Source organism: Pseudoxanthomonas sp. LARHCG66, from assembly GCF_052871755.1.
Genome location: NZ_JBIXJW010000004.1, coordinates 298,275 through 315,504, shown reverse-complemented (window position 1 = coordinate 315,504; position 17,230 = coordinate 298,275). Strand labels below are relative to the sequence as shown.

Sequence of the window (17,230 nt, the reverse complement as noted above, 5' to 3'; positions counted from 1 at the left end):
TGCATGGCTTTTGATGTTGGGATCGGCAAGTGCCGGTCGGTGTCGTCGGATTCGGTGGAAGTCTGGGTGGATGGTTCCATCGTCCGCCGGCTGGTGCCGGAGACCAAGTGGCAGCGTGATGGCATCAGCGTGCTGCATGTGCCGTCGAAGCTGTGCAGTGCCCGTCATCCGTTGACGGTGGGCGAGGAGGTGTTCCTGGACACCGGCCTGATCAACGCCAACAGCGTGGGCAAGCTGGATGTCGACGGCGGCGGCGAGTTCGCCAAGGCGCGGCTGTCGATGCTGGTGCCCACCATCGACCCGGCCCCCACGCCCCCGCAGCCCTCGCGCAAGGCGAGCTGGCGCTGAGAACCTCCCGCGCGTGCCCGGCACGCGCGGTCAGATGGTGGTTGCACCCTCCCGATGACCAAAGCGGCCCCACGCGGGCCGACGAATGGTGCGTGCCCGGCTTCGGGGTTCGCACGCTCACGCCAACCTATCGCGCTGGCGCTGCTGCCGGCGTCGCCAACAGGCCCAGTTGCTTCATCAGCCCAAACGAATCGGCGCAGGTCCATTCCTCGGCGATTCGTCCGTCCGCCATTCGAAACAGCGTCGTGCCCGTGATCTGCACTGCGCGACCGGTCGCCGGAATGCCATTCCCTGTGCCGGTGTTGGTCCCGCGCGCGGTCCAGTGCACGGCCACCAGATCGCGCTCGGCAACCTGTTTGTCGACCGTGATGTTGAGATCCGGAAACGCCTCGCGCCATCCCTTGGCTTCTGCCATGCCGTCGGCATGGGTGAAGTTTCTCCTGCCGCCGTGGCCAACGAAGTCCGCGCTGTACGGCACTTCGAATCGACCCTGATTGAGGCCTTCCTCGTACACCCTGCGGGTGACCGACTTGTTGAGTTCCAGAGACTCGGCGCGAACGCCGTCGGACGCAGTGGCTCCGCACGGAGTCATGCCGGTGAGGGCGACGAGTGTTGCCATTGCGGACAGCAGGATGTTGCAGGTTTTCATGACCATCTCCGAAACGCGGAAGCGCGTGTTGCGGATGATGGGGTCGTGCACGACCGCTCGCGCGCCCTTGGTGTCGGGTGGACGTGGTGGCGGGATGAGTGGTGGCTGCGGAGTGACGGGAGCGCGTCACGGCTCGGCGCTGCCGGCATGTTGTCGATCGTGGCTCCGGGGTGCGCGCTGAACTTCGTGATGAGCCGGGCTGCCACGATTGCGTGCCGACATCGAAGGCGTGGCCACGCAGCTCAAGGAACGTCCACGGGTGCCGCAGGGCTGCATGCAGCGGCTGCGTTGGCCGCAATCCCTGAAGTCTGCGGTTGAGATCCCCCCTCCAGGCGGCAGAGCGTACTCTACTGTGTCACCCGCACAGCGAGCGCAGAGGAAAACGGCGCTCAGCGAAGCAACACGTCGAGCGCCGCCCGATAACGGCGACTGCCGTTGACCTGCGCCCCGTTCTTGAGGAGAACGACGAAGTCGCCATTGAACAGTGGCTGGACTTCGCGAATCCGGGCAATGCTGACGATCGCTGCGCGTGATACCCGGATGAAACATTGTGGATCCAGGCGGGACTCGAGACTGGCCATCGTCTCGCGCAGCAGGTGCTGTTTCGCGCCTGTGTGGATCTCGACGTAGTTTCCTGCGGCGACGATGCGATCGACCTCGTCGATGTCGAGCAATCGGACGCGTCCCTCTGAACGGATTGCGAGTCGCGTGGGATAGCGCTGAGGTGCACTTCGATCGATCGATTTCAGCACCTCGGAAACGCGGCGGGCGAAGCTGTCATCGGGATGGCCGACGTGGGAACGGGCGCGTTGCAGCGCACGGCGAAAGCGTTCCGGATCGATCGGCTTAAGCACGTAGTCGATCGCTTGGGCATCGAACGCGCGCACAGCGTGTTGATCGAATGCGGTCACGAACACGACCGCCGGCATGCGGTTGCCGCCGATGGCTTCGATAACGGCGAAGCCATCCAGTTCGGGCATCTGCACATCGAGGAAGACGAGGTCGGGCGAATGCGCGCTGATGGCCGATATGGCCGCTCCACCGTCCTCGCACTCTTCGACGACTTCGATGTCCGGCTCCTGCCGCAGGAGCCGCACTATCCCGCGGCGGGCGACCGGTTCATCGTCAACGATCAGTACGCGGAGGGTCATGCGACAGTGCGCCAGGGTAGCTCGATCTCGGCGATGACGCCGCCGTCGTCGGAATTTCGCACTTCGAAGCGCTGCCTGTCCGCATACAGCAAGCGCAACCTCGCCCGCGTGTTCGCCAGGCCGATGCGTTCGGTCGTCGACGGTGGCAATCCTCGGCCGTCATCCGAAACGCGCAGCAGCAGGGCATCGTCCTGCCGGTCCGCCCTGATTTCGATGTGCCCAGGTCCTGCGCGCGTGGCCAGTCCATGGCGCAGGGCGTTCTCAACCAGGGGCTGGAGGATCAGGTTGGGGACCCGCGCTTCACGCACCTCGTCGGGGACTGTGATTCGGTAGCTCAGACGCCCCTCGAAGCGGGCCTGCTCGATCTCGAGATAGCTTTCCAGAAAGCCGATCTCCTCGCCAAGCGGCACCTCATGCGCCTCGCTGCTGTCGAGCGAGCGGCGCAGCAGGGCGCTCAGCTGCAAGAGGATCCGATCCGCCGAGTCGGCATTCTCGTGCATCAGCACGGAGATCGTGTTCAGGGCGTTGAAAAGGAAGTGAGGCTGCAGCTGGGTGCGCAATGTCTGCAGGCGGGCGTCCGCCAGCTGCGCTTCCAGGCGGAGCTGCCGACGATCCTTTTCGCGGGCGGTCCGCACCAAACGCTCCACGTGTGCCACAGCGACGATGAGCCAGTACACCGGGAGATTCAGGAGAAACGTCGTGCCGAGCAGCCGGTTGAAGGTGCCGAACCAGGTGGGCTCGACCTGGGCCGCGCCGATCATCGGCGCCGCCAGCGCGAAGAGCGCCAGGTTGACCAAGGCGCAGATCCCCGAAGCGAGGCCGTGGACCACGAGCGCGCGGAGGACCTGCGGTCGTTGTAGCGGAAACCGTGCCGCAAGCCGGAGGGCGGCCGGCGTGAGGGCAGCCCAGACGGCGGCCCAGACGAGCCAGATGACACTGGCGCGGACCCACGCCAGCGGTTCGCCCCGTACCTGGGCGGCGAACCAGGCCTGCCCGGCGAAGAGCATCGCGACCAAGGTCCATGCCCCCAGGATGGCCACGCCCCGGCGACCGAAGCCGGACCCGGTCTCCATCATCGGTGTCGCCATGTCGGGCTCTTTTCCAGCGAGGTGTGCCACCGGCCGAGCTGCCTCCCGTCGCCGATCCCGTCGCCGGCGTTGGCAGCATACCCAATTGCTTCATCCCCCCGAACGCGTCGCCGCACATCAATCCCTCGGCAATGCGCCCATCGGCCATCCGGAAGCGAGTAGCGCCTGTGTTGATCCATCCCCTGCGATGTCCGGTGCACATCCCCAGCCCCTTCGGCGAGCGTGCTGTCGACGGCGACCCTCAGGCCTGGAAGTGCAACGTGGAAGCCGTTGAGTTCGACCATGCCGTCGGCGCCATGGCCGACAAAGCCCGGACTGCAGCGCGCGTCGAATCGGCTCCGGCTCAAGCCCGCCCCTGGTGCCGGCAAGGACAAGGGCCTCGATGGAGCCCGGCGCGAACTGACCTCGCGCTTTCGCCGCAGCCACGCACCGGACACCCGACACTGGGAGCGGCGGCAACGACTGACACGCGACCGCCCCAGACAGCAGAAGGCCCCGCAACGCGGGGCCTTTCTTTTGCGGCAGTACCAGTGCGTGGCCGGCGATACCGGCCGCGCCTCACTCCCCGCCCGGCCGTTTCCCCGTGACCGACCACTGCGTCAACGTGCGGAACGCCTCGCCGATCTGCTCCGGGGAAAACCCGCAATGCCCTTCGCCCGCGTCGGGCAGCACCAGCGGTGCGATGACGTCCCCGCCCGCGTGCGCGAGGGCCGCATAGAGGGGCTGCAGACGCGGCGCGATGGTCGGGTCGCCGGTGTTGTACTGGATCACCAGCGGCTTGCGCACCTGCCCGGTGAGCGCCGGTGCGGTGGCTGCATAGGCCATCGCCGCCGCATCGCCCGCATGGCGTGGCACCGCCGCATTGAACACTGCGTCGTCGCCGAACCCCGTGTACACCGTGCGCGTATTGTCCACCGGCAGCCCACCCGCGCGGCGTCGCATGTCGTTGAACACCAGGGCATGCAGGCTGACGATGCCGGGCACCGCGTCGACAGGCACCTCCATGTGCTTGGCCAGCAACGCGGCGGCGTCCGGGTTGCCGGGCAACGCGCCGGTCACCGCGTTCATCACGTCCATCTGCCCGAGCTCCGCCGCGGCAGGACCGGACAGCCCACCGTCGGGTACGCCCGTGGCGCCGGGGAAGAACGCGTCGAATGCCACCAGCGTGGTGAACAACTCTTCCGCCAACCGTGCGCCCGGCACGTTGGCACCGCATAGCGACAGCGCGCCGTCGTACTGCGCCGGCTGCTGTTCAAGACTGGCCACCGCGATGCCGCCGCCCATCGAGAAACCCACCAGCCACGTGCGACGCGGTGCGCCATGGCGTTCGACGAAGTGCGCGCGCAGGCGCTCGGTATCGTCGATGCCATCGCGCATCGCCCAGCCCTGCGTCGCGAACCCGCTCTGCGCCACCGCGTATCCCTTCGACAGGAACACCGGCGTGGCCTCGTTGGCCGGCCACGGCGACGCGCGCGGCACGCCGACCGGCTCGAAACCGTGCACCAGCATGACCAGCTCGCCATTCCAGTCGGCGGGAATGTCGATGCGGTACGGTGCGGCGGCCAACGTGCCGGTGTCTTCCACCGGCGGCGCCACCGCCGTTGAGGCATCCACGGCACGTGCCGGCGGCAACGCCAGCAACAACGCGATCGGCAGGCAGGCAAGCAGGCGGTGCAGGCGCATGGTGGAACTCCTTGTCAAAGCGATGCGGCGGTCGCTGTCACCACATCAGGTCGTCGGGCACCTGGAACTGCGCGTAGTACGCATCGTCCTCCGAGGTGGCGGCCCCGGTGTCGGTGCCCTGGCCATGGTCCAGCACGATCATGCCGGCATCGCGTTCGCGCACCTTGTCGGCGGCCACGCGCGGCAGCAGTTCGTAGCGGTCATCCAGCTGCACGATCACCAGCGCGCCGGCCGACAGCTTCCGTCGCAGGTCGTCGTTGACCAGCACGGTGCGGATGGCACCGTGCGCGGTGAAGCGGTATTCGACTTCACCCGTGCGCGGCACCTTGCGGTCTTCGATGATCTGCCGCGCCTGTGCACGCAGTTCCGTGCTGCGCGCCTGCGCCTTGCGCTCGGCTTCGATGGCGCGGTCGCGTTCGGCCTTTTCGGCGCGTGCCCGTTCCGCATCGCGCTGGATATCGTTGGGCGCGGCCGGTCCCTTGCCGTGGCGCGCCTTGTTCTGCTCGCGCGCGACCTCGGCCAGTTTGGATTTCTTGACCAGGCCTGCCTTGAGCAGCTGTTCCTGTAACGGATTTCCCTTTGCCATGTCGTGGTGTCGTGCAGGAGGTTTCCGGGCCATCATACCCGCCGTCCCCGCCCTCCACCCGCCGTCCACGCCCACGATGGATGCCCTGAAATACCTCGCCGGTTACCCTGCCGACCTGCAGGCACGCGTGCGTGCGCTGATCGCGCAGGAGCGGCTGGGCCCGATGCTGGCCGACAAGTACGGCCAGCTGCATACGGTGCGCAGCGACGGCCAGCTGTACGATTACGTGCAGGCGCTGAAGGAACGCCACCTGCGCCGCTCGGTGCCGCTGGGCAAGGTGGCCTACGACAGCACGCTGCAGGTGATGAAGCACGCGCTGGGCACCCACACCGCGATTTCGCGCGTGCACGGCAGCCGGCTCAAGGCCAGCCGCGAGATCCGCATCGCCACCGTCTTCCGCGACGCTCCCGCCGAGTTCCTGAAGATGATCGTGGTGCATGAACTGGCGCACCTGAAGGAAGCCGACCACAACAAGGCCTTCTACCAGCTGTGCACGCACATGGAACCCGACTACCACCAGCTGGAGTTCGACCTGCGCTTGTACCTGACCCATCTGGAGATGGGTGCGGGCAGGTAGCACGCGCAAGTGCAACGCACCCGGGGTATGAAAAGGGGGGCGTGCAGTGCTTGTGCTTCTCCCTCGCCCCGCGCGCGGTGGAGCAACTGTCTTGATCCAGGGGCGACGCAACCGTCGCTGCATGTCGCGCGTGCATGACGCCTTCGAAGCCGGCGTAGCCCGGATACGGCCAGCGGCCGCATCGGGGCACACAGGGCCGGACATGTCCCGATGCCCCGGGTGCGCTGCGCTTGCCCGGGCTACGTGGCTTCAGCACCGCCTTTCTGCTCGCCCCTCATCCGCCCTCCGGGCACCTTCTCCCCGTGAACGGGGAGAAGGATTCATGGCGCGGGGTGTTTTCTTCCCCTCATCGTCTGTGGGGAAAAGGAGGCATGGAGGGAGCGTTCTCCCTCTCCCCGCTTGCGGGGAGAGGGTGCCGAAGGCGGATGAGGGGCGAGCGGAGCGGGGGTGCGCCCACTCACTGTTCGCCGTCAGCGTCCGGTGACGTGCACGGCGTCAGCGCGGCTGGCACACCGGCGGGTTGGTCATGCCGAACGACAGCAGGTTGCCGCCGTTGACGGTACAGGCATACGTTTTGCCGTTGCGGGCCTTGAGGGTGACGTAGGTGTTGGTGCCCTCGGTGCGGCGTTCCGCGATCGTCAGTTCCGAGGGGGACAGACCGAGCACGCCACCGGTTTCGGACAGGATGCGTTCGTCCGACAGGGAGTTGGTGCGGCTGGCGATGGAGCTGCAGCCGGCAGCGATGAGGCAGCCGAGTGCCAGGACATTCCAGGCGAGGGTGCGAAAACGCATCGTGTGAATCCTTTTCATGATGGGGGTCGGAGAGGCAACACGCGCGCAGACCCCGGAAGCGCGCGCGGGGATCACAGCGCCAGTTCGAGCGTCGCCTCGGCGTTGAACGCTGCCGACCAGCGGCGTGCGCCGGTAGCACGCAGGTCGTACAGGCCGTAGGGCGTGGCCAGTGCGGCGCGCGACAGCGAGCCGTCGCTGGCCAGCGAGACGATGCGCAGGCGCTGGCCGGGCCACGCGTAGGCATTGGCGAAGAAGGCGCGCAGCGGTTCCGCGCCGGCCAGTTCGCCGACGCAGCGACCGTGCTCGATGCGGAACGAAGCCTCGGTGTCGAAGCGCGCGCCCTTCAGCGTGCCGGCCACGCGACCCGAGGCGGGACAGGCCGCCGCGACCAGTCCGTCCGGTTGCGGGCGGAATGGCGCCGCCAGCAACTGCGCGGTGGGCTCCATCGCCGATACCCACATCGCGTTGGACAGCACGCTGGCAGCGGTGTCCTGCGCCGGCCACAGCATCAGCATGCTGCGCGCGCCGGTGGTGATGCCGGCGTGGTGCGCGATGGGTTCGCCGTCGGCATCGCGGCCGATGCGCCAGCCGAAGCCGACGTCGTAGGTGCTGTCATGCACGGGGGCGCCGCTGGCCAGTCGCATGGGTTGTCGCATCGCCTGCCAGCGCGCGGCGCCGACGATGCGGTGCTCCAGCACGCGGCCGCCGAAGGTGACCAGCGCCTCGGGCGTGGCGGCCAGTCCACCTCCGGGCCAGGTATAGCTCATGTCGGTGCGCGGTACGTGGCGCACAGCGCCGTGTTCGATGTCGTACAGCTGCGAAGCGTGTCCGCCATCCGTTTCGCCGTCGGCACCGATCGCCAGGCCATCGGTGACGTGGTGGCGGACGTAGTCGAGGAAATGTTCGCCCGAACGCGCTTCGATCACCGCGCCGAGCAGCGTGTAGCCCCATGACGAATAGCGGTAGGTGGTACCGGGGGCCGACAGCAGCGTGCGGCCGGAGAAAATGCCGACCGCATCGCGCGCGGTCGGATAGCGGACGCGGCCGAGCACCTGGAGGTCGTTGCCGGCGTAGTGCGGTGCGCCGGAGGTGTGCGAGGCAAGCTGGCGCACCGTCACCGGCGACCACGCCGGCGGCAGCCAGGGCAGTACGTCGCCGACGGGCGCATCGATGTCGATACGACCTTCTTCCGCCAGTTTCGCTGCCGCGGTGGCGGCGATGACCTTGGAAACGCTGGCCAACCGGAACACCGTATCGCGCTGCACCGGCGCGCGTGCTTCGACATCGCGCATTCCGGCGCAGCCGGTCCACACCACGCGACCGTCGTGCCACACGGCGGCGCCCATGCCCGGCACACCGTTGGTGGCCACCAGGGCCTGCAGCAGTTGTTGCGCCGTCATGGCGGCGGCATCGTCGGACGGCCCGCCGCAGGTGTCGGCGGCAAGCACGGGCGTCGCCGTGCAGGACAGCGCAAGCATGCATGCGGTGACGCGCAGTGGCGCGAACGGACGGAAGGAGGTGACGCGCATCGGACGGCTCCGGAAGGGGAGCCCTCACCCTAGTGGCGCGATCCTGCGTTGTCGTCGCGCGTGCGGCTGCACGTGCACGCGCTGCGCCGGTCCGGTGGGGCGGTGTCCGCGCGGCGGATGAGACGGCGTGCGCGCGCGCCGTTGCCGGGATCAGCCGCCCGCGTGCAGCGCAGACAGCAGCGCGTCGATGTAGGTGCGGCTGACGCGCACCGGCGTGCCATCGTGCAGCCGCAGCACCGCATCGCGGTTGGTCAGCGGCTGCAGCTCCGCCACCTGGTCCAGGCGCACGATGGAGGAGCGGTGCACGCGCACGAAGCGCGCCTGGTCCAGCTGCGCGGCGAGCTGGTGCAGCGATTCGCGCACGATGTACGTGCGTTCGCCGACATGCAGCACGGCGTAGTCGCCGTCGGCGCCGATCCACGCAACGCTGTCGGCGCGGATGAAGAGCGTGCGGTGGCCGATCCGCACCGAGAATTTCTCCAGGTGCCGCATCGGCGCGTCGGCGACGGGCAGCGTGCGCGCCGTGTCCAGGTCACGCAGGCGCAGCAGCTGGCGCGCGCGGGTCATGGCCTCGGCGAAACGCACGTCATCGACGGGCTTGAGCAGGTAGTCGACGGCGTTCAAGGCGAACGCCCTGACCGCGAAGCTGTCGTGCGCGGTCAGCAGGATCGCCAGCGGTCGCTGTTGCGGCGAGAGCGCCGCCAGCACGTCCAGGCCGGTCATGCCCGGCATCTGCACATCCATGAAGACCAGATCAGGCGGCTGCGCCTGCAGGCCGGCCAGTGCGGTGGTGCCGTCTTCGTACTCGCCCACCACCCGCAGATCGTCGAACGCCGCCAGCAACGACAGTACGCCGCGCCGTGCCAGCGGTTCGTCGTCGACCACGCAGACGCGGATCACGCGGCCGGCTCCGGCGCGGTGCGCAGCGGCAACGTCAGCCGGACGCGGTAACGCCCCGCATCGATGCCGGCCTGCAGGCCGGCGTGGTCCGGATAAAGCCGGGCGAGGCGGCCACGCACGTTGTCCAGGCCGACGGCGGTACGCGCGTCCTCCGATCGTGGTGGTGCTTCGCCGGGCGCAGGAAGGTCGTTGTCGATGCGGATATCCAGCTGCGTATCGTCGCGGGCGATGCGGATGTCCAGGCGGCCCGGCGCACTGCGCGGGGCGATGCCGTGGCGGATCGCGTTCTCCACCAGCGGCTGCAGCAGCAGCCCGGGCACGTGCGCGCCGAGCACGCCGTCACCGACATGCCACGACAGCAGCAGGCGCCGGCCAAGCCTTGCTTTTTCCACTTCCAGATAGGCTTCGGTCATGACGATCTCTTCGGCCAGCGTCACCTCGTGTCCCGCGCGTGCGTCGAGCACCGCGCGCAGGAAGTCGCCGAGCCGCGCCAGCATCTGCCGTGCTTCCGGGCCCCGCTCCTCGGCGACCAGTGCGGAGACCGCGTTGAGCGTGTTGAACAGGAAGTGCGGCTGCAGCTGGTAGCGCAGTGCACGCAGTTCGGCATCACGCGCCAGGGCACGCGCCTCCAGGTGCCGGGCCTGCTCGTGGCGCAGCTCCGCGTAGTACGTCACCACCGCATGCACCGCGCAGTACGCCACCAGCACCAGCCAGGCGCCTTCCAGGCCGCGGAACAGCAAGCCGACATCCAGCGTGCCCGGCGCGACAAGACGCGCCAGGCTGCCTGAGGTGGTGGCCTGCAGTGCGACACTGAGCAGGCGCGTGGCCAGCGCCATCGCATAGGTCGCCAGCAGCAGCACCAGCGCGATCCGCCACACCGCCATGCCGCGCCGCCACAGCCATCGCTGCAAAGCGGTCAGCGGCAGCACCCACAACACGAACGCGGACAGGTACAGCGTACGTGCCAGCGTGGCATTGCCGTGGCCGAGGATCGGCATGGCCATCACCAGCAGGCAGACGCCCAGCGGCAGCCCGGCCAGCACCGGCAGCCAGAACGGCGGCAACGCGTGCCGGCTGGCGCGCGCAGGCGTCATCGGCATGTCGCACCGTGTTCGCGATAGGTGGGTGGAAGCGTGGACGGGCACATGATGCGGAGAGGGGGCGGGCTCAGAGGTGGATGCGGGCGCGCGACGGCGGAAGCGCGCGGCACCAGCTCAGCATGATCGCCGGCACCGCGGCCAGCGGGGTGCGCCAGGGCGGTGATGGCATGCGGTGATGCGGTGACTGGCGCGAGCGGCGCGGGTGGCGTGTCGATGACAGCGACGTCCGCGGGTCGCGACGCGTTACGGCAGCCGCTTGAACGTCGTCGTCTGCAGGAACGGAGTGCCGTCCTTGTGGAAGGCGGCCTTGGTTTCGGTCAGCGTGCCGCCGTCTTCCGTCACCGAGTAGATGCGGGTCGAGGAGGGCGTGCCCTGGTAGGCGAGCTGGAGCACCACCACGTTGGGGGCGGGCATCTTCGCCGTGCCGACGTCGGCCCAGTAGCTGCCGGTGATCTTGCCGGGTGTCCCGTCCAGCGCCAGGGTGGCGTCCGAATCCATCGTGCCGCCATTCGGATCGACGATCTCGATATGCGTCGACCACATCCCGTCGCCGGGCTGCCTGAATTCCATCGTGACGCTGCGCGGGCGGGCGTCGGGGGGCATCGGCAACGTCGCCACATCCAGTGCCCAGCGGCCGACCAGCGGTGATGCGGCGAACGCGGGCGCGGCGAGCAGGGCGAGTGCGACCAACAGGGCGAGGGACTTGGTCTTCATGGAGCCTCCGTGCAGGGTGGCGCGATGGCGGCGGGAACCGCATCCGTCGCGGGCAGGGCGACCATGCCATTCCATCCGCAATACTGTCCAGCCATGCAGCCCCGGCATGCGCAACGCGCCCGGGGCCAAGCGAGGTATCGGGATCTGCAGTGCCGGATGCGGCCGTGGCCTCACCCGGGCGGCGTGATCACGGTGAGGCGGATGCGTGCAGCAGCAGCGACGGAAGTGCGCGCCTCGGTCTCGCCCTGCGCAGTGCATCCTTGCGCCCGGACCAGAAATGGATCTCGCGCTTGAGATGCTGCCCGAAGAACACCGCCACGCGTTGCACCACGCCGGTCTGCACGACCACCAGCATGGGTTCGCGCGCCTCGGCCGGAATGGGCCAGCCTTCGTTCTCGGCGCATTCCACCGCGCGGTCATTCAGCAGGTGCGCGACGCGCTGGAAGCCGGATGCATTCGAGATGACGCGATGCAGCTTGGTGTTCATGGCGGCTCCGGACGTTGTGCGAGCCGGCACACTGCGGGCGCGGAAGTTAACCAGTTTCGGAATTCCGCGTGAAGCCAAGCTAGCACGTCGCCAGCATGCACGGCGCGGTTTCGGACAGGCGGGCGTCACGCCACGGTCACGACGGGGCGCGCATCGTGGCGCAGCTACGGTGCAATCCGTATCGGCTGCTCAGCCGCGCGCCACGTCTTCCCCATCCTCCGCATTGAGCTGCACCTGGCATCGCGCCGGGTCACGGCCTTGGCCGTCCACGAGACCCAGGAAGGGTCCATCCCGCAGGAACCCCCATGGAAATGCAGCAGAAAGAAGGCCTCGTGCAACAGAACCTGGTAGGCACCCTGAGGAGCCACCACACGTTCGGCACGTTCGCCCATGCCATCGACAAGGCAGGGCTGACCGCATCCCTCAATGGCAGCGATCAGTACACCCTGTTCGCGCCGACCGATGATGCGTTCTCGGCGTTGCCCGCCGGAACGCTGGATCGCCTGCTGGAACCGTCCAACAAGGATGAGCTCACCGCGCTGGTGAACTATCACCTGGTCACCGGCCGCAAGACCACGGCCGATGTGGGCAAATGGCAGTCCGCGCGCACCGTGCAGGGCCAGGGCGCGCCGATCAGGATTGCCGACGGACAGATCAGCATCGACGGCGCCCACCTCACCCGGCCCGACATCATGGCCAGGAATGGCGTGATCCACGGCATCGACAAAGTGAACATTCCGGAATCCAGGCCTCACTGAGGTGAGGCAGCAAGGGAATGCACGCGGCGGGGAGCAATCCCCGCCGTTTTTTTTGACGGAACCTGCACGTGCGACGACCGATGCTGCGCACGGACCGCGCAACAGGCGAGAAACGATCCATGAAATCCAGGCATCTGCGCATGGGCGTCGGCTTCCTGCCGATCTTCGAGGCGAACGGTGTGCAGGCGGCGCAGATGGTCATCAGGCCCGGTGGCAGGGAAGGCGGACCGGACAATCGCCATCGCGGCGCCGATCAGTGGCTGTTCGTCGCCGAGGGCCAGGGCGTGGCCATCGTGGAAGGCGCGCGCCGCGCGTTGAAGCCCGGCAGCCTGCTGCTGATCGAACGCGGCGAACGCCACGAGATCCGCGCCACCGGCCGTACGCCGCTGAAGACGGTCAACTTCTATTCCCCGCCCGCCTACACGCCCGACGGCGATGAGCGGCCGGCGGGCAAACCCTGATACACGACGAGGTGACGACGATGGAAAGCGTGGCGCGCAGCCTGTTCGAACTGGGCATGCCGTGGTGGGAATTCGTGTTGCGTGCCGTCGCCGTCTACGTGGTGGTGCTGCTGATGGTGCGCCTGACCGGCAAGCGCACCGTGGGCCAGTTCACGCCGTTCGATCTGCTGGTGGTGGTGCTGCTGGGCACGGCGGTGCAGAACTCGCTGATCGGCGAGGACACCTCGTTGCTGGGCGGCCTGATCCTGGCGGCTACGCTGCTGGGCCTGAACTGGAGCGTGGGCAAATTTTCCGCGCGCAGCCGCCGCTTCGATCAGGTGGTGGAGGGCAAGCCGGTGATCCTGCTGCGGCATGGCGAACTCTTCCGCGATGAGCTGGCGCGCCAGTCGCTGAGCGAGCACGACTTCGCCATCGCGCGCCGTTCCGCAGGCTACGCCACGCTGGGGGAAATCGAACTGGCCGTGCTGGAAACCTCGGGCGAGATCACCTTCATCGGCAGGAAGCCCTGATTCGGTAGCCAGGTGGGCGGCAAGACGGTGCGCCCATTCCTTCTCCCCGTCGTGCGGGGAGAAGGATGGCCGGAGACCGGGCGTGCGGCCGGTGGAAACTCAGTGCTTGTGCCCGAGCATCTCGTCGCGGCTCTGTTCGGCGCGCGAGGCGCCGATCGCGGTTTCGACCTTCTTGACCTCTTCCGGGGGCGGCAGCACTGCGGGCATGCCCAGCGACTGGATCCACAGCTCCCGGCACCAGCCCATCGTGTGGTACAGGTGGTGGTCTTCGTCGCTTTCCACGGCCTTGTACGCGGGCTCCAGCACCTTGGCCAGTTCGCCGCCCTGTTCCACGACCTTGCCGATCAGTTCCCAGTTCTGATGGTCCTTGGTTTCGGCCAGTACGACGCATTCGGCAGCGACCAGTTCGGCGGCTTCCGGCGTGTCGCTCTTCATGGCCATCTCGATGGCCTTCACCAGCGAAGCGCCCTGGTGCGCGACCACGCTGCGGCCTGGCGACTTCTCTTCGGTATCCATGCCGAGTTGCTCGAACACGCGGGTAAGCACTTCTTCATGCGTGCGTGTTTCGTCGAGGTACTCACCCCACTCCTTCTTCAGGTCCTTGTTCACTGCGGCCTTGATCGCCGTGGTGTAGATCTGGATGCCGCCGCGTTCGGTTTCGATGGCCTGCAGCAGCAGCTCGTGGACTTGCGCGGTGTTGACGGTGCGGGAACGTGCCATGGCGGTACTCCGTGGCTGTGAAAGGAGTAACCGTTCTAGGCGCAGGCGCGAAAACACGATGTGACGGCGACGCATGCACGACGTTCACATAGCCAACTGCGCACGCGCCGGTGCAGCGCCTGCGAGGCGCGATGCGCGGCGTCATGTCGTGGATACCCGACGCGTGCCCGCAGTCCTGTTCCGGCAGCGGACATCGGCAGGGTGCGCCGCGCGCTGTGGAGGCGCGCATCCGGACGTTGCCCCGTTCCGTAGTGGTGAACGCGGCCCAGCCCGGGGCCGCCCGGGCCATGTCCGGCATGATGGGTTATCCTCCACGCCCCCCGCAGGAATCGATGCGATGAGCCAGTCCGACGACAACCCCGGCAAGGTCACCCAGGCGCAGGCCGAGGATGCCGTGCGCGTGCTGCTCGAATGGGCCGGCGAAGACCCGGCGCGCGAAGGCCTGCTGGACACGCCCAAGCGCGTGGCCAAGGCCTACCGTGACTGGTTCAGCGGCTACCAGATGGATCCGCGCGAGTACCTGGCGCGCACGTTCGAGGAAGTGGCCGGCTACGACGAGATGATCGTGCTGCGCGACATCGAGTTCGAAAGCCATTGCGAGCACCACATGGCGCCGATCATCGGCCGCGCGCACGTGGGTTACCTGCCCGACGGCAAGGTGGTGGGCATCAGCAAGCTGGCGCGCGTGGTGGACGTGTATGCGCGCCGTTTCCAGGTGCAGGAGAAGATGACCGCGCAGATCGCGCAGTGCATCCAGGACGTGCTGCAGCCGCGCGGCGTGGCGGTCGTCGTCGACGGCGCGCACGAATGCATGACCACGCGCGGCGTGCACAAGCGCGGCGTCAGCATGGTGACCAGCAAGATGCTGGGCACCTTCCGCGAAGACGCACGCACCCGCGCCGAGTTCCTGCGCTTCATCGAGACCGGCAACGGGCGGCGGTGAGGGCGGGCGACGTTGTAGGAGCGACGCGAGTCGCGACCGGATGACGTCTGCGTCCATTCGCCTGCCGTATCCCGTGGCGCCCGCTTTCCCGTTATCGGGAGGTGTACGGTCGCGATTCACGTCGCTCCTACAAAGGGCACAAGCATGACCACCTGCCCCTGCGGCACCGGCCGCGATTACGCGGCCTGCTGCGGCCGCTACCACGCCGGTGGCATCGCCCCGGATGCCGAAGCGCTGATGCGTTCGCGCTACAGCGCCTTCGTCATGGCCGATGCCGGCTACCTGCGCGCCACCTGGCATCCCGACACCTGCCCGGCCGAGCTGGGCCTGGACGCGCCCGGCGCGCCACGCACCACGTGGCTGGGCCTGTCGGTGAAGCAGCATCGCGTCACCGGACCGGATATCGCCGAGGTGGAGTTCGTCGCCCGCTACCGCGTCGGCGGTGGCAGCGCCGTGCGGCTGCACGAGCGCAGCCGCTTCGTCCGCCTCGACGGGCGGTGGCTGTACGTGGAAGGCGAGCATCGGTGACGGGCTTTTCCTTCTCCCCGCGTGGCGGGGAGAAGGTGGCCGCAGGCCGGATGAGGGGCGAACGAAGCGGCGATGCTGGCCATGTCGCGCGCCCATTACATGCGTGATCACTTCTTCTAATGGTTTCGCGTGCCGTCGAGGAACAGGTCTCCGTTCGCCCCTCACCCGCCTTCGGCACCCTCTCCCCGCTGGCGCAGGGAGAGGGAGAAACTATCTCAGCCCCTCGGCTTCTCCAGATAATCCAGCGTGACCTGCAGCAGTGCGCGCACGCCGACGTCGAGCGAAGCTTCGTCCAGCATGAACTCCGGGGAATGGTTGCTGGGCGCGGTCACCGGGTCGGTGCCTTTCGCCGTGCTGCCGACGAAGAAGAACATCGACGGCACTTCCAGCGCGTAGAACGAAAAGTCTTCGGCGCCCATCTGCAGCGGCGGGGTGATGACGTTGTCCGTGCCGACCACGGCCTGCAGGCTCGGCGTCATGCGCGCGGTGAGCGCGGGGTCGTTGATGGTGGCGGGGTTGCCGCTGCGGTCGGGCACGTTGGCTTCCACCTTCGCGCCGTGCGCGGCGGACACGTGGCTGGCGACGTTCTTCAGGTCGGCGAAGATCTTCTGCCGCATGCCTTCGTCGAAAGTACGGATGGTGCCGACCACTTCCACGTCGTCGGGGATGATGTTGTAGCGGATGCCGCCCTTGATGGCGCCGAAGCTGACCACCGCGGGTTGCCGGGAGATGTCGGTGCGGCGGCTGACGATCGTCTGCGTGGTGCCGATGACGTCGGCCATCGCCACGATCGGGTCCACGCCGCCCCATGGCCGCGAGCCATGCGTCTGCCGGCCGACGACCTTCAGGTTGAAGCTGTCCGAGGCCGCCATCAACGGGCCCTGGCGCACGCCGATCTGGCCGACGGGAATCGACGAGAACACGTGCAGGCCGAACATCGCGTCCGGCTTGAAGTCCTTGAACAGGCCTTCCTTCAGCATCAGCGACGCGCCGCCTTCTTCGCCGGCGGGCGCGCCCTCCTCGGAAGGCTGGAACACCAGCAGCACTTCGCCGGGCAGCGTGTCCTTCATCGCCACCAGCGATTTCGCCACGCCCAGCAGGATGCCGGTGTGCGCGTCGTGGCCGCAGGCATGCATGACGCCGACGGTTTCGCCGCGATAGGTCGCGGTCGCCTTCGATGCGAACGGCAGGCTGTTGCGTTCGGTCACCGGCAGCGCATCCATGTCCGCCCGCAGCGCGATGCGCGGACCCGGCCTGCCGCCCTTGATGACGGCGGTGACGCCGTGGTGCGCGATGCCGGTGCGCGGTTGCAGACCGAGCTTGCGCAACTCTTCAGCGACACGCCTGGCGGTCTGCTCCTCGCGGTTGGACAGCTCCGGATGCTGGTGGAAGTGCCGGCGCCAGTCCACGACCTGCTGCTGCACGGCCTTGCCGGCGGCAGCGACTTCCGCTCGTTGCGCGGGTGCGGCGTCCTGCGCGGCGGCGGGCAGTGCGCAGGCCAGCGCGACGGTGAGCAGGGAAACGGCGAAGGGACGTGCGTGGCGCATCGTGTCGGCTCCTGGAGGCAAGCCCCGATGCTAACCGCAATGGGCTGGCACTGTAGGAGGGGCTTCAGCCCCGACGCCTTGCCGATAACGTCAGGTCGGGGCTGAAGCCCCTCCTACAACCCCGCCGCGGCTTCTAGAATGCACACGCGGACACGCACCG

20 protein-coding genes are annotated in these 17,230 nt (G+C 68.0%); 7 read left to right on the top strand and 13 right to left on the bottom strand.

The features are described 5' to 3' along the window. Positions 1 to 3 precede the first annotated feature (3 nt). Entirely contained in the window at positions 4 to 348 is a 345-nt protein-coding gene (locus tag ACIPRS_RS14235; protein ID WP_337732872.1) for a hypothetical protein, read from the top strand. 127 nt (positions 349 to 475) lie between these two features. Here the strand turns inward: ACIPRS_RS14235 and ACIPRS_RS14230 are convergent, their stop codons facing one another. The 5 genes from ACIPRS_RS14230 to ACIPRS_RS14210 form a co-directional block, all read right to left on the bottom strand. After that, entirely contained in the window at positions 476 to 1,048 is a 573-nt protein-coding gene (locus tag ACIPRS_RS14230) for an ester cyclase (RefSeq protein WP_337732873.1), read from the bottom strand. 338 nt (positions 1,049 to 1,386) lie between these two features. After that, complete coding sequence (locus ACIPRS_RS14225; protein WP_337732874.1) at positions 1,387 to 2,148, bottom strand: LytR/AlgR family response regulator transcription factor; 762 nt, start codon at positions 2,146 to 2,148, stop codon at positions 1,387 to 1,389. After that, the gene (locus ACIPRS_RS14220; protein ID WP_337732875.1) at positions 2,145 to 3,236 is read right to left on the bottom strand and encodes a sensor histidine kinase; all 1,092 of its coding nucleotides are present in this window, start codon (positions 3,234 to 3,236) and stop codon (positions 2,145 to 2,147) included. The genes ACIPRS_RS14225 and ACIPRS_RS14220 overlap by 4 nt, the downstream gene beginning before the upstream one ends. A 558-nt stretch (positions 3,237 to 3,794) precedes the next feature. Beyond that, positions 3,795 to 4,919: an alpha/beta hydrolase family protein gene (locus ACIPRS_RS14215; RefSeq protein ID WP_446538989.1), complete on the bottom strand. Its 1,125-nt coding sequence runs from the start codon at positions 4,917 to 4,919 to the stop codon at positions 3,795 to 3,797. A 37-nt stretch (positions 4,920 to 4,956) separates the two neighbouring features. Further along, entirely contained in the window at positions 4,957 to 5,505 is a 549-nt protein-coding gene (locus ACIPRS_RS14210; RefSeq protein ID WP_446538988.1) for a DUF2058 domain-containing protein, read from the bottom strand. A gap of 76 nt (positions 5,506 to 5,581) precedes the next feature. Between ACIPRS_RS14210 and ACIPRS_RS14205 the strand changes: the two genes are divergently transcribed. Next, entirely contained in the window at positions 5,582 to 6,082 is a 501-nt protein-coding gene (locus tag ACIPRS_RS14205) for a M48 metallopeptidase family protein (RefSeq protein ID WP_446538987.1), read from the top strand. A gap of 495 nt (positions 6,083 to 6,577) precedes the next feature. Here the strand turns inward: ACIPRS_RS14205 and ACIPRS_RS14200 are convergent, their stop codons facing one another. The 6 genes from ACIPRS_RS14200 to ACIPRS_RS14175 all read right to left on the bottom strand — a co-directional run bounded on the left by ACIPRS_RS14200 (position 6,578) and on the right by ACIPRS_RS14175 (position 11,604). Beyond that, positions 6,578 to 6,874 (bottom strand): hypothetical protein, encoded by a 297-nt coding sequence (locus tag ACIPRS_RS14200; RefSeq protein ID WP_337732879.1) that lies wholly within the window; start codon positions 6,872 to 6,874, stop codon positions 6,578 to 6,580. A gap of 71 nt (positions 6,875 to 6,945) precedes the next feature. Then, a complete protein-coding gene (locus tag ACIPRS_RS14195) occupies positions 6,946 to 8,403 on the bottom strand; it encodes a serine hydrolase domain-containing protein (RefSeq protein ID WP_446538986.1) in 1,458 nt (485 codons plus the stop codon). A gap of 150 nt (positions 8,404 to 8,553) precedes the next feature. After that, positions 8,554 to 9,303: a LytR/AlgR family response regulator transcription factor gene (locus ACIPRS_RS14190; protein WP_446538985.1), complete on the bottom strand. Its 750-nt coding sequence runs from the start codon at positions 9,301 to 9,303 to the stop codon at positions 8,554 to 8,556. Next, positions 9,300 to 10,397, bottom strand: a complete 1,098-nt coding sequence (locus tag ACIPRS_RS14185; protein WP_446538984.1) for a sensor histidine kinase — start codon at positions 10,395 to 10,397, stop codon at positions 9,300 to 9,302. The genes ACIPRS_RS14190 and ACIPRS_RS14185 overlap by 4 nt, the downstream gene beginning before the upstream one ends. 249 nt (positions 10,398 to 10,646) lie before the next feature. Next, positions 10,647 to 11,117, bottom strand: a complete 471-nt coding sequence (locus ACIPRS_RS14180; RefSeq protein ID WP_446538983.1) for a LuxR family transcriptional regulator — start codon at positions 11,115 to 11,117, stop codon at positions 10,647 to 10,649. A gap of 187 nt (positions 11,118 to 11,304) precedes the next feature. Continuing rightward, the gene (locus tag ACIPRS_RS14175; protein ID WP_192203185.1) at positions 11,305 to 11,604 is read right to left on the bottom strand and encodes a hypothetical protein; all 300 of its coding nucleotides are present in this window, start codon (positions 11,602 to 11,604) and stop codon (positions 11,305 to 11,307) included. Positions 11,605 to 11,915: 311 nt separating this feature from the next. On the opposite strand from ACIPRS_RS14175, the gene ACIPRS_RS14170 reads away from it, so the two are divergent. The 3 genes from ACIPRS_RS14170 to ACIPRS_RS14160 all read left to right on the top strand — a co-directional run bounded on the left by ACIPRS_RS14170 (position 11,916) and on the right by ACIPRS_RS14160 (position 13,332). Beyond that, entirely contained in the window at positions 11,916 to 12,362 is a 447-nt protein-coding gene (locus ACIPRS_RS14170; RefSeq protein WP_446538982.1) for a fasciclin domain-containing protein, read from the top strand. Positions 12,363 to 12,481: 119 nt separating this feature from the next. Next, positions 12,482 to 12,823, top strand: a complete 342-nt coding sequence (locus ACIPRS_RS14165) for a cupin domain-containing protein (protein WP_446538981.1) — start codon at positions 12,482 to 12,484, stop codon at positions 12,821 to 12,823. A 20-nt stretch (positions 12,824 to 12,843) separates the two neighbouring features. Next, entirely contained in the window at positions 12,844 to 13,332 is a 489-nt protein-coding gene (locus ACIPRS_RS14160; RefSeq protein ID WP_446538980.1) for a DUF421 domain-containing protein, read from the top strand. A gap of 99 nt (positions 13,333 to 13,431) precedes the next feature. On the opposite strand, the gene ACIPRS_RS14155 is transcribed toward ACIPRS_RS14160, so the two are convergent. Further along, positions 13,432 to 14,052, bottom strand: coding sequence for a hypothetical protein (locus ACIPRS_RS14155; protein ID WP_142122914.1), 621 nt, complete (start codon positions 14,050 to 14,052; stop codon positions 13,432 to 13,434). 337 nt (positions 14,053 to 14,389) lie between these two features. Here ACIPRS_RS14155 and folE point away from each other — a divergent pair, with 337 nt between their 5' ends. Continuing rightward, the gene (gene folE, locus ACIPRS_RS14150; protein WP_337732887.1) at positions 14,390 to 14,995 is read left to right on the top strand and encodes a GTP cyclohydrolase I FolE; all 606 of its coding nucleotides are present in this window, start codon (positions 14,390 to 14,392) and stop codon (positions 14,993 to 14,995) included. A 144-nt stretch (positions 14,996 to 15,139) separates the two neighbouring features. Continuing rightward, entirely contained in the window at positions 15,140 to 15,523 is a 384-nt protein-coding gene (locus tag ACIPRS_RS14145) for a YchJ family protein (RefSeq protein WP_446538979.1), read from the top strand. Positions 15,524 to 15,738: 215 nt separating this feature from the next. Here the strand turns inward: ACIPRS_RS14145 and ACIPRS_RS14140 are convergent, their stop codons facing one another. Further along, complete coding sequence (locus ACIPRS_RS14140) at positions 15,739 to 17,070, bottom strand: M20 family metallopeptidase (protein WP_446538978.1); 1,332 nt, start codon at positions 17,068 to 17,070, stop codon at positions 15,739 to 15,741. Between the last annotated feature and the right edge of the window lie 160 nt (positions 17,071 to 17,230).

Excerpts from the sequence above, each read along its gene's own strand:
- ACIPRS_RS14145 (WP_446538979.1), top strand. The coding sequence starts at position 15,140 with ATGACCACCTGCCCCTGCGGCACCGGCCGCGATTACGCGGCCTGCTGC.
- folE (WP_337732887.1), top strand. The coding sequence starts at position 14,390 with ATGAGCCAGTCCGACGACAACCCCGGCAAGGTCACCCAGGCGCAGGCC.
- ACIPRS_RS14215 (WP_446538989.1), bottom strand. The coding sequence starts at position 4,919 with ATGCGCCTGCACCGCCTGCTTGCCTGCCTGCCGATCGCGTTGTTGCTG.
- ACIPRS_RS14235 (WP_337732872.1), top strand. The coding sequence starts at position 4 with ATGGCTTTTGATGTTGGGATCGGCAAGTGCCGGTCGGTGTCGTCGGAT.
- ACIPRS_RS14205 (WP_446538987.1), top strand. The coding sequence starts at position 5,582 with ATGGATGCCCTGAAATACCTCGCCGGTTACCCTGCCGACCTGCAGGCA.
- ACIPRS_RS14180 (WP_446538983.1), bottom strand. The coding sequence starts at position 11,117 with ATGAAGACCAAGTCCCTCGCCCTGTTGGTCGCACTCGCCCTGCTCGCC.
- ACIPRS_RS14165 (WP_446538981.1), top strand. The coding sequence starts at position 12,482 with ATGAAATCCAGGCATCTGCGCATGGGCGTCGGCTTCCTGCCGATCTTC.
- ACIPRS_RS14160 (WP_446538980.1), top strand. The coding sequence starts at position 12,844 with ATGGAAAGCGTGGCGCGCAGCCTGTTCGAACTGGGCATGCCGTGGTGG.
- ACIPRS_RS14220 (WP_337732875.1), bottom strand. The coding sequence starts at position 3,236 with ATGGCGACACCGATGATGGAGACCGGGTCCGGCTTCGGTCGCCGGGGC.
- ACIPRS_RS14175 (WP_192203185.1), bottom strand. The coding sequence starts at position 11,604 with ATGAACACCAAGCTGCATCGCGTCATCTCGAATGCATCCGGCTTCCAG.
- ACIPRS_RS14195 (WP_446538986.1), bottom strand. The coding sequence starts at position 8,403 with ATGCGCGTCACCTCCTTCCGTCCGTTCGCGCCACTGCGCGTCACCGCA.
- ACIPRS_RS14225 (WP_337732874.1), bottom strand. The coding sequence starts at position 2,148 with ATGACCCTCCGCGTACTGATCGTTGACGATGAACCGGTCGCCCGCCGC.
- ACIPRS_RS14185 (WP_446538984.1), bottom strand. The coding sequence starts at position 10,397 with ATGACGCCTGCGCGCGCCAGCCGGCACGCGTTGCCGCCGTTCTGGCTG.
- ACIPRS_RS14200 (WP_337732879.1), bottom strand. The coding sequence starts at position 6,874 with ATGCGTTTTCGCACCCTCGCCTGGAATGTCCTGGCACTCGGCTGCCTC.
- ACIPRS_RS14155 (WP_142122914.1), bottom strand. The coding sequence starts at position 14,052 with ATGGCACGTTCCCGCACCGTCAACACCGCGCAAGTCCACGAGCTGCTG.
- ACIPRS_RS14210 (WP_446538988.1), bottom strand. The coding sequence starts at position 5,505 with ATGGCAAAGGGAAATCCGTTACAGGAACAGCTGCTCAAGGCAGGCCTG.
- ACIPRS_RS14140 (WP_446538978.1), bottom strand. The coding sequence starts at position 17,070 with ATGCGCCACGCACGTCCCTTCGCCGTTTCCCTGCTCACCGTCGCGCTG.
- ACIPRS_RS14170 (WP_446538982.1), top strand. The coding sequence starts at position 11,916 with ATGCAGCAGAAAGAAGGCCTCGTGCAACAGAACCTGGTAGGCACCCTG.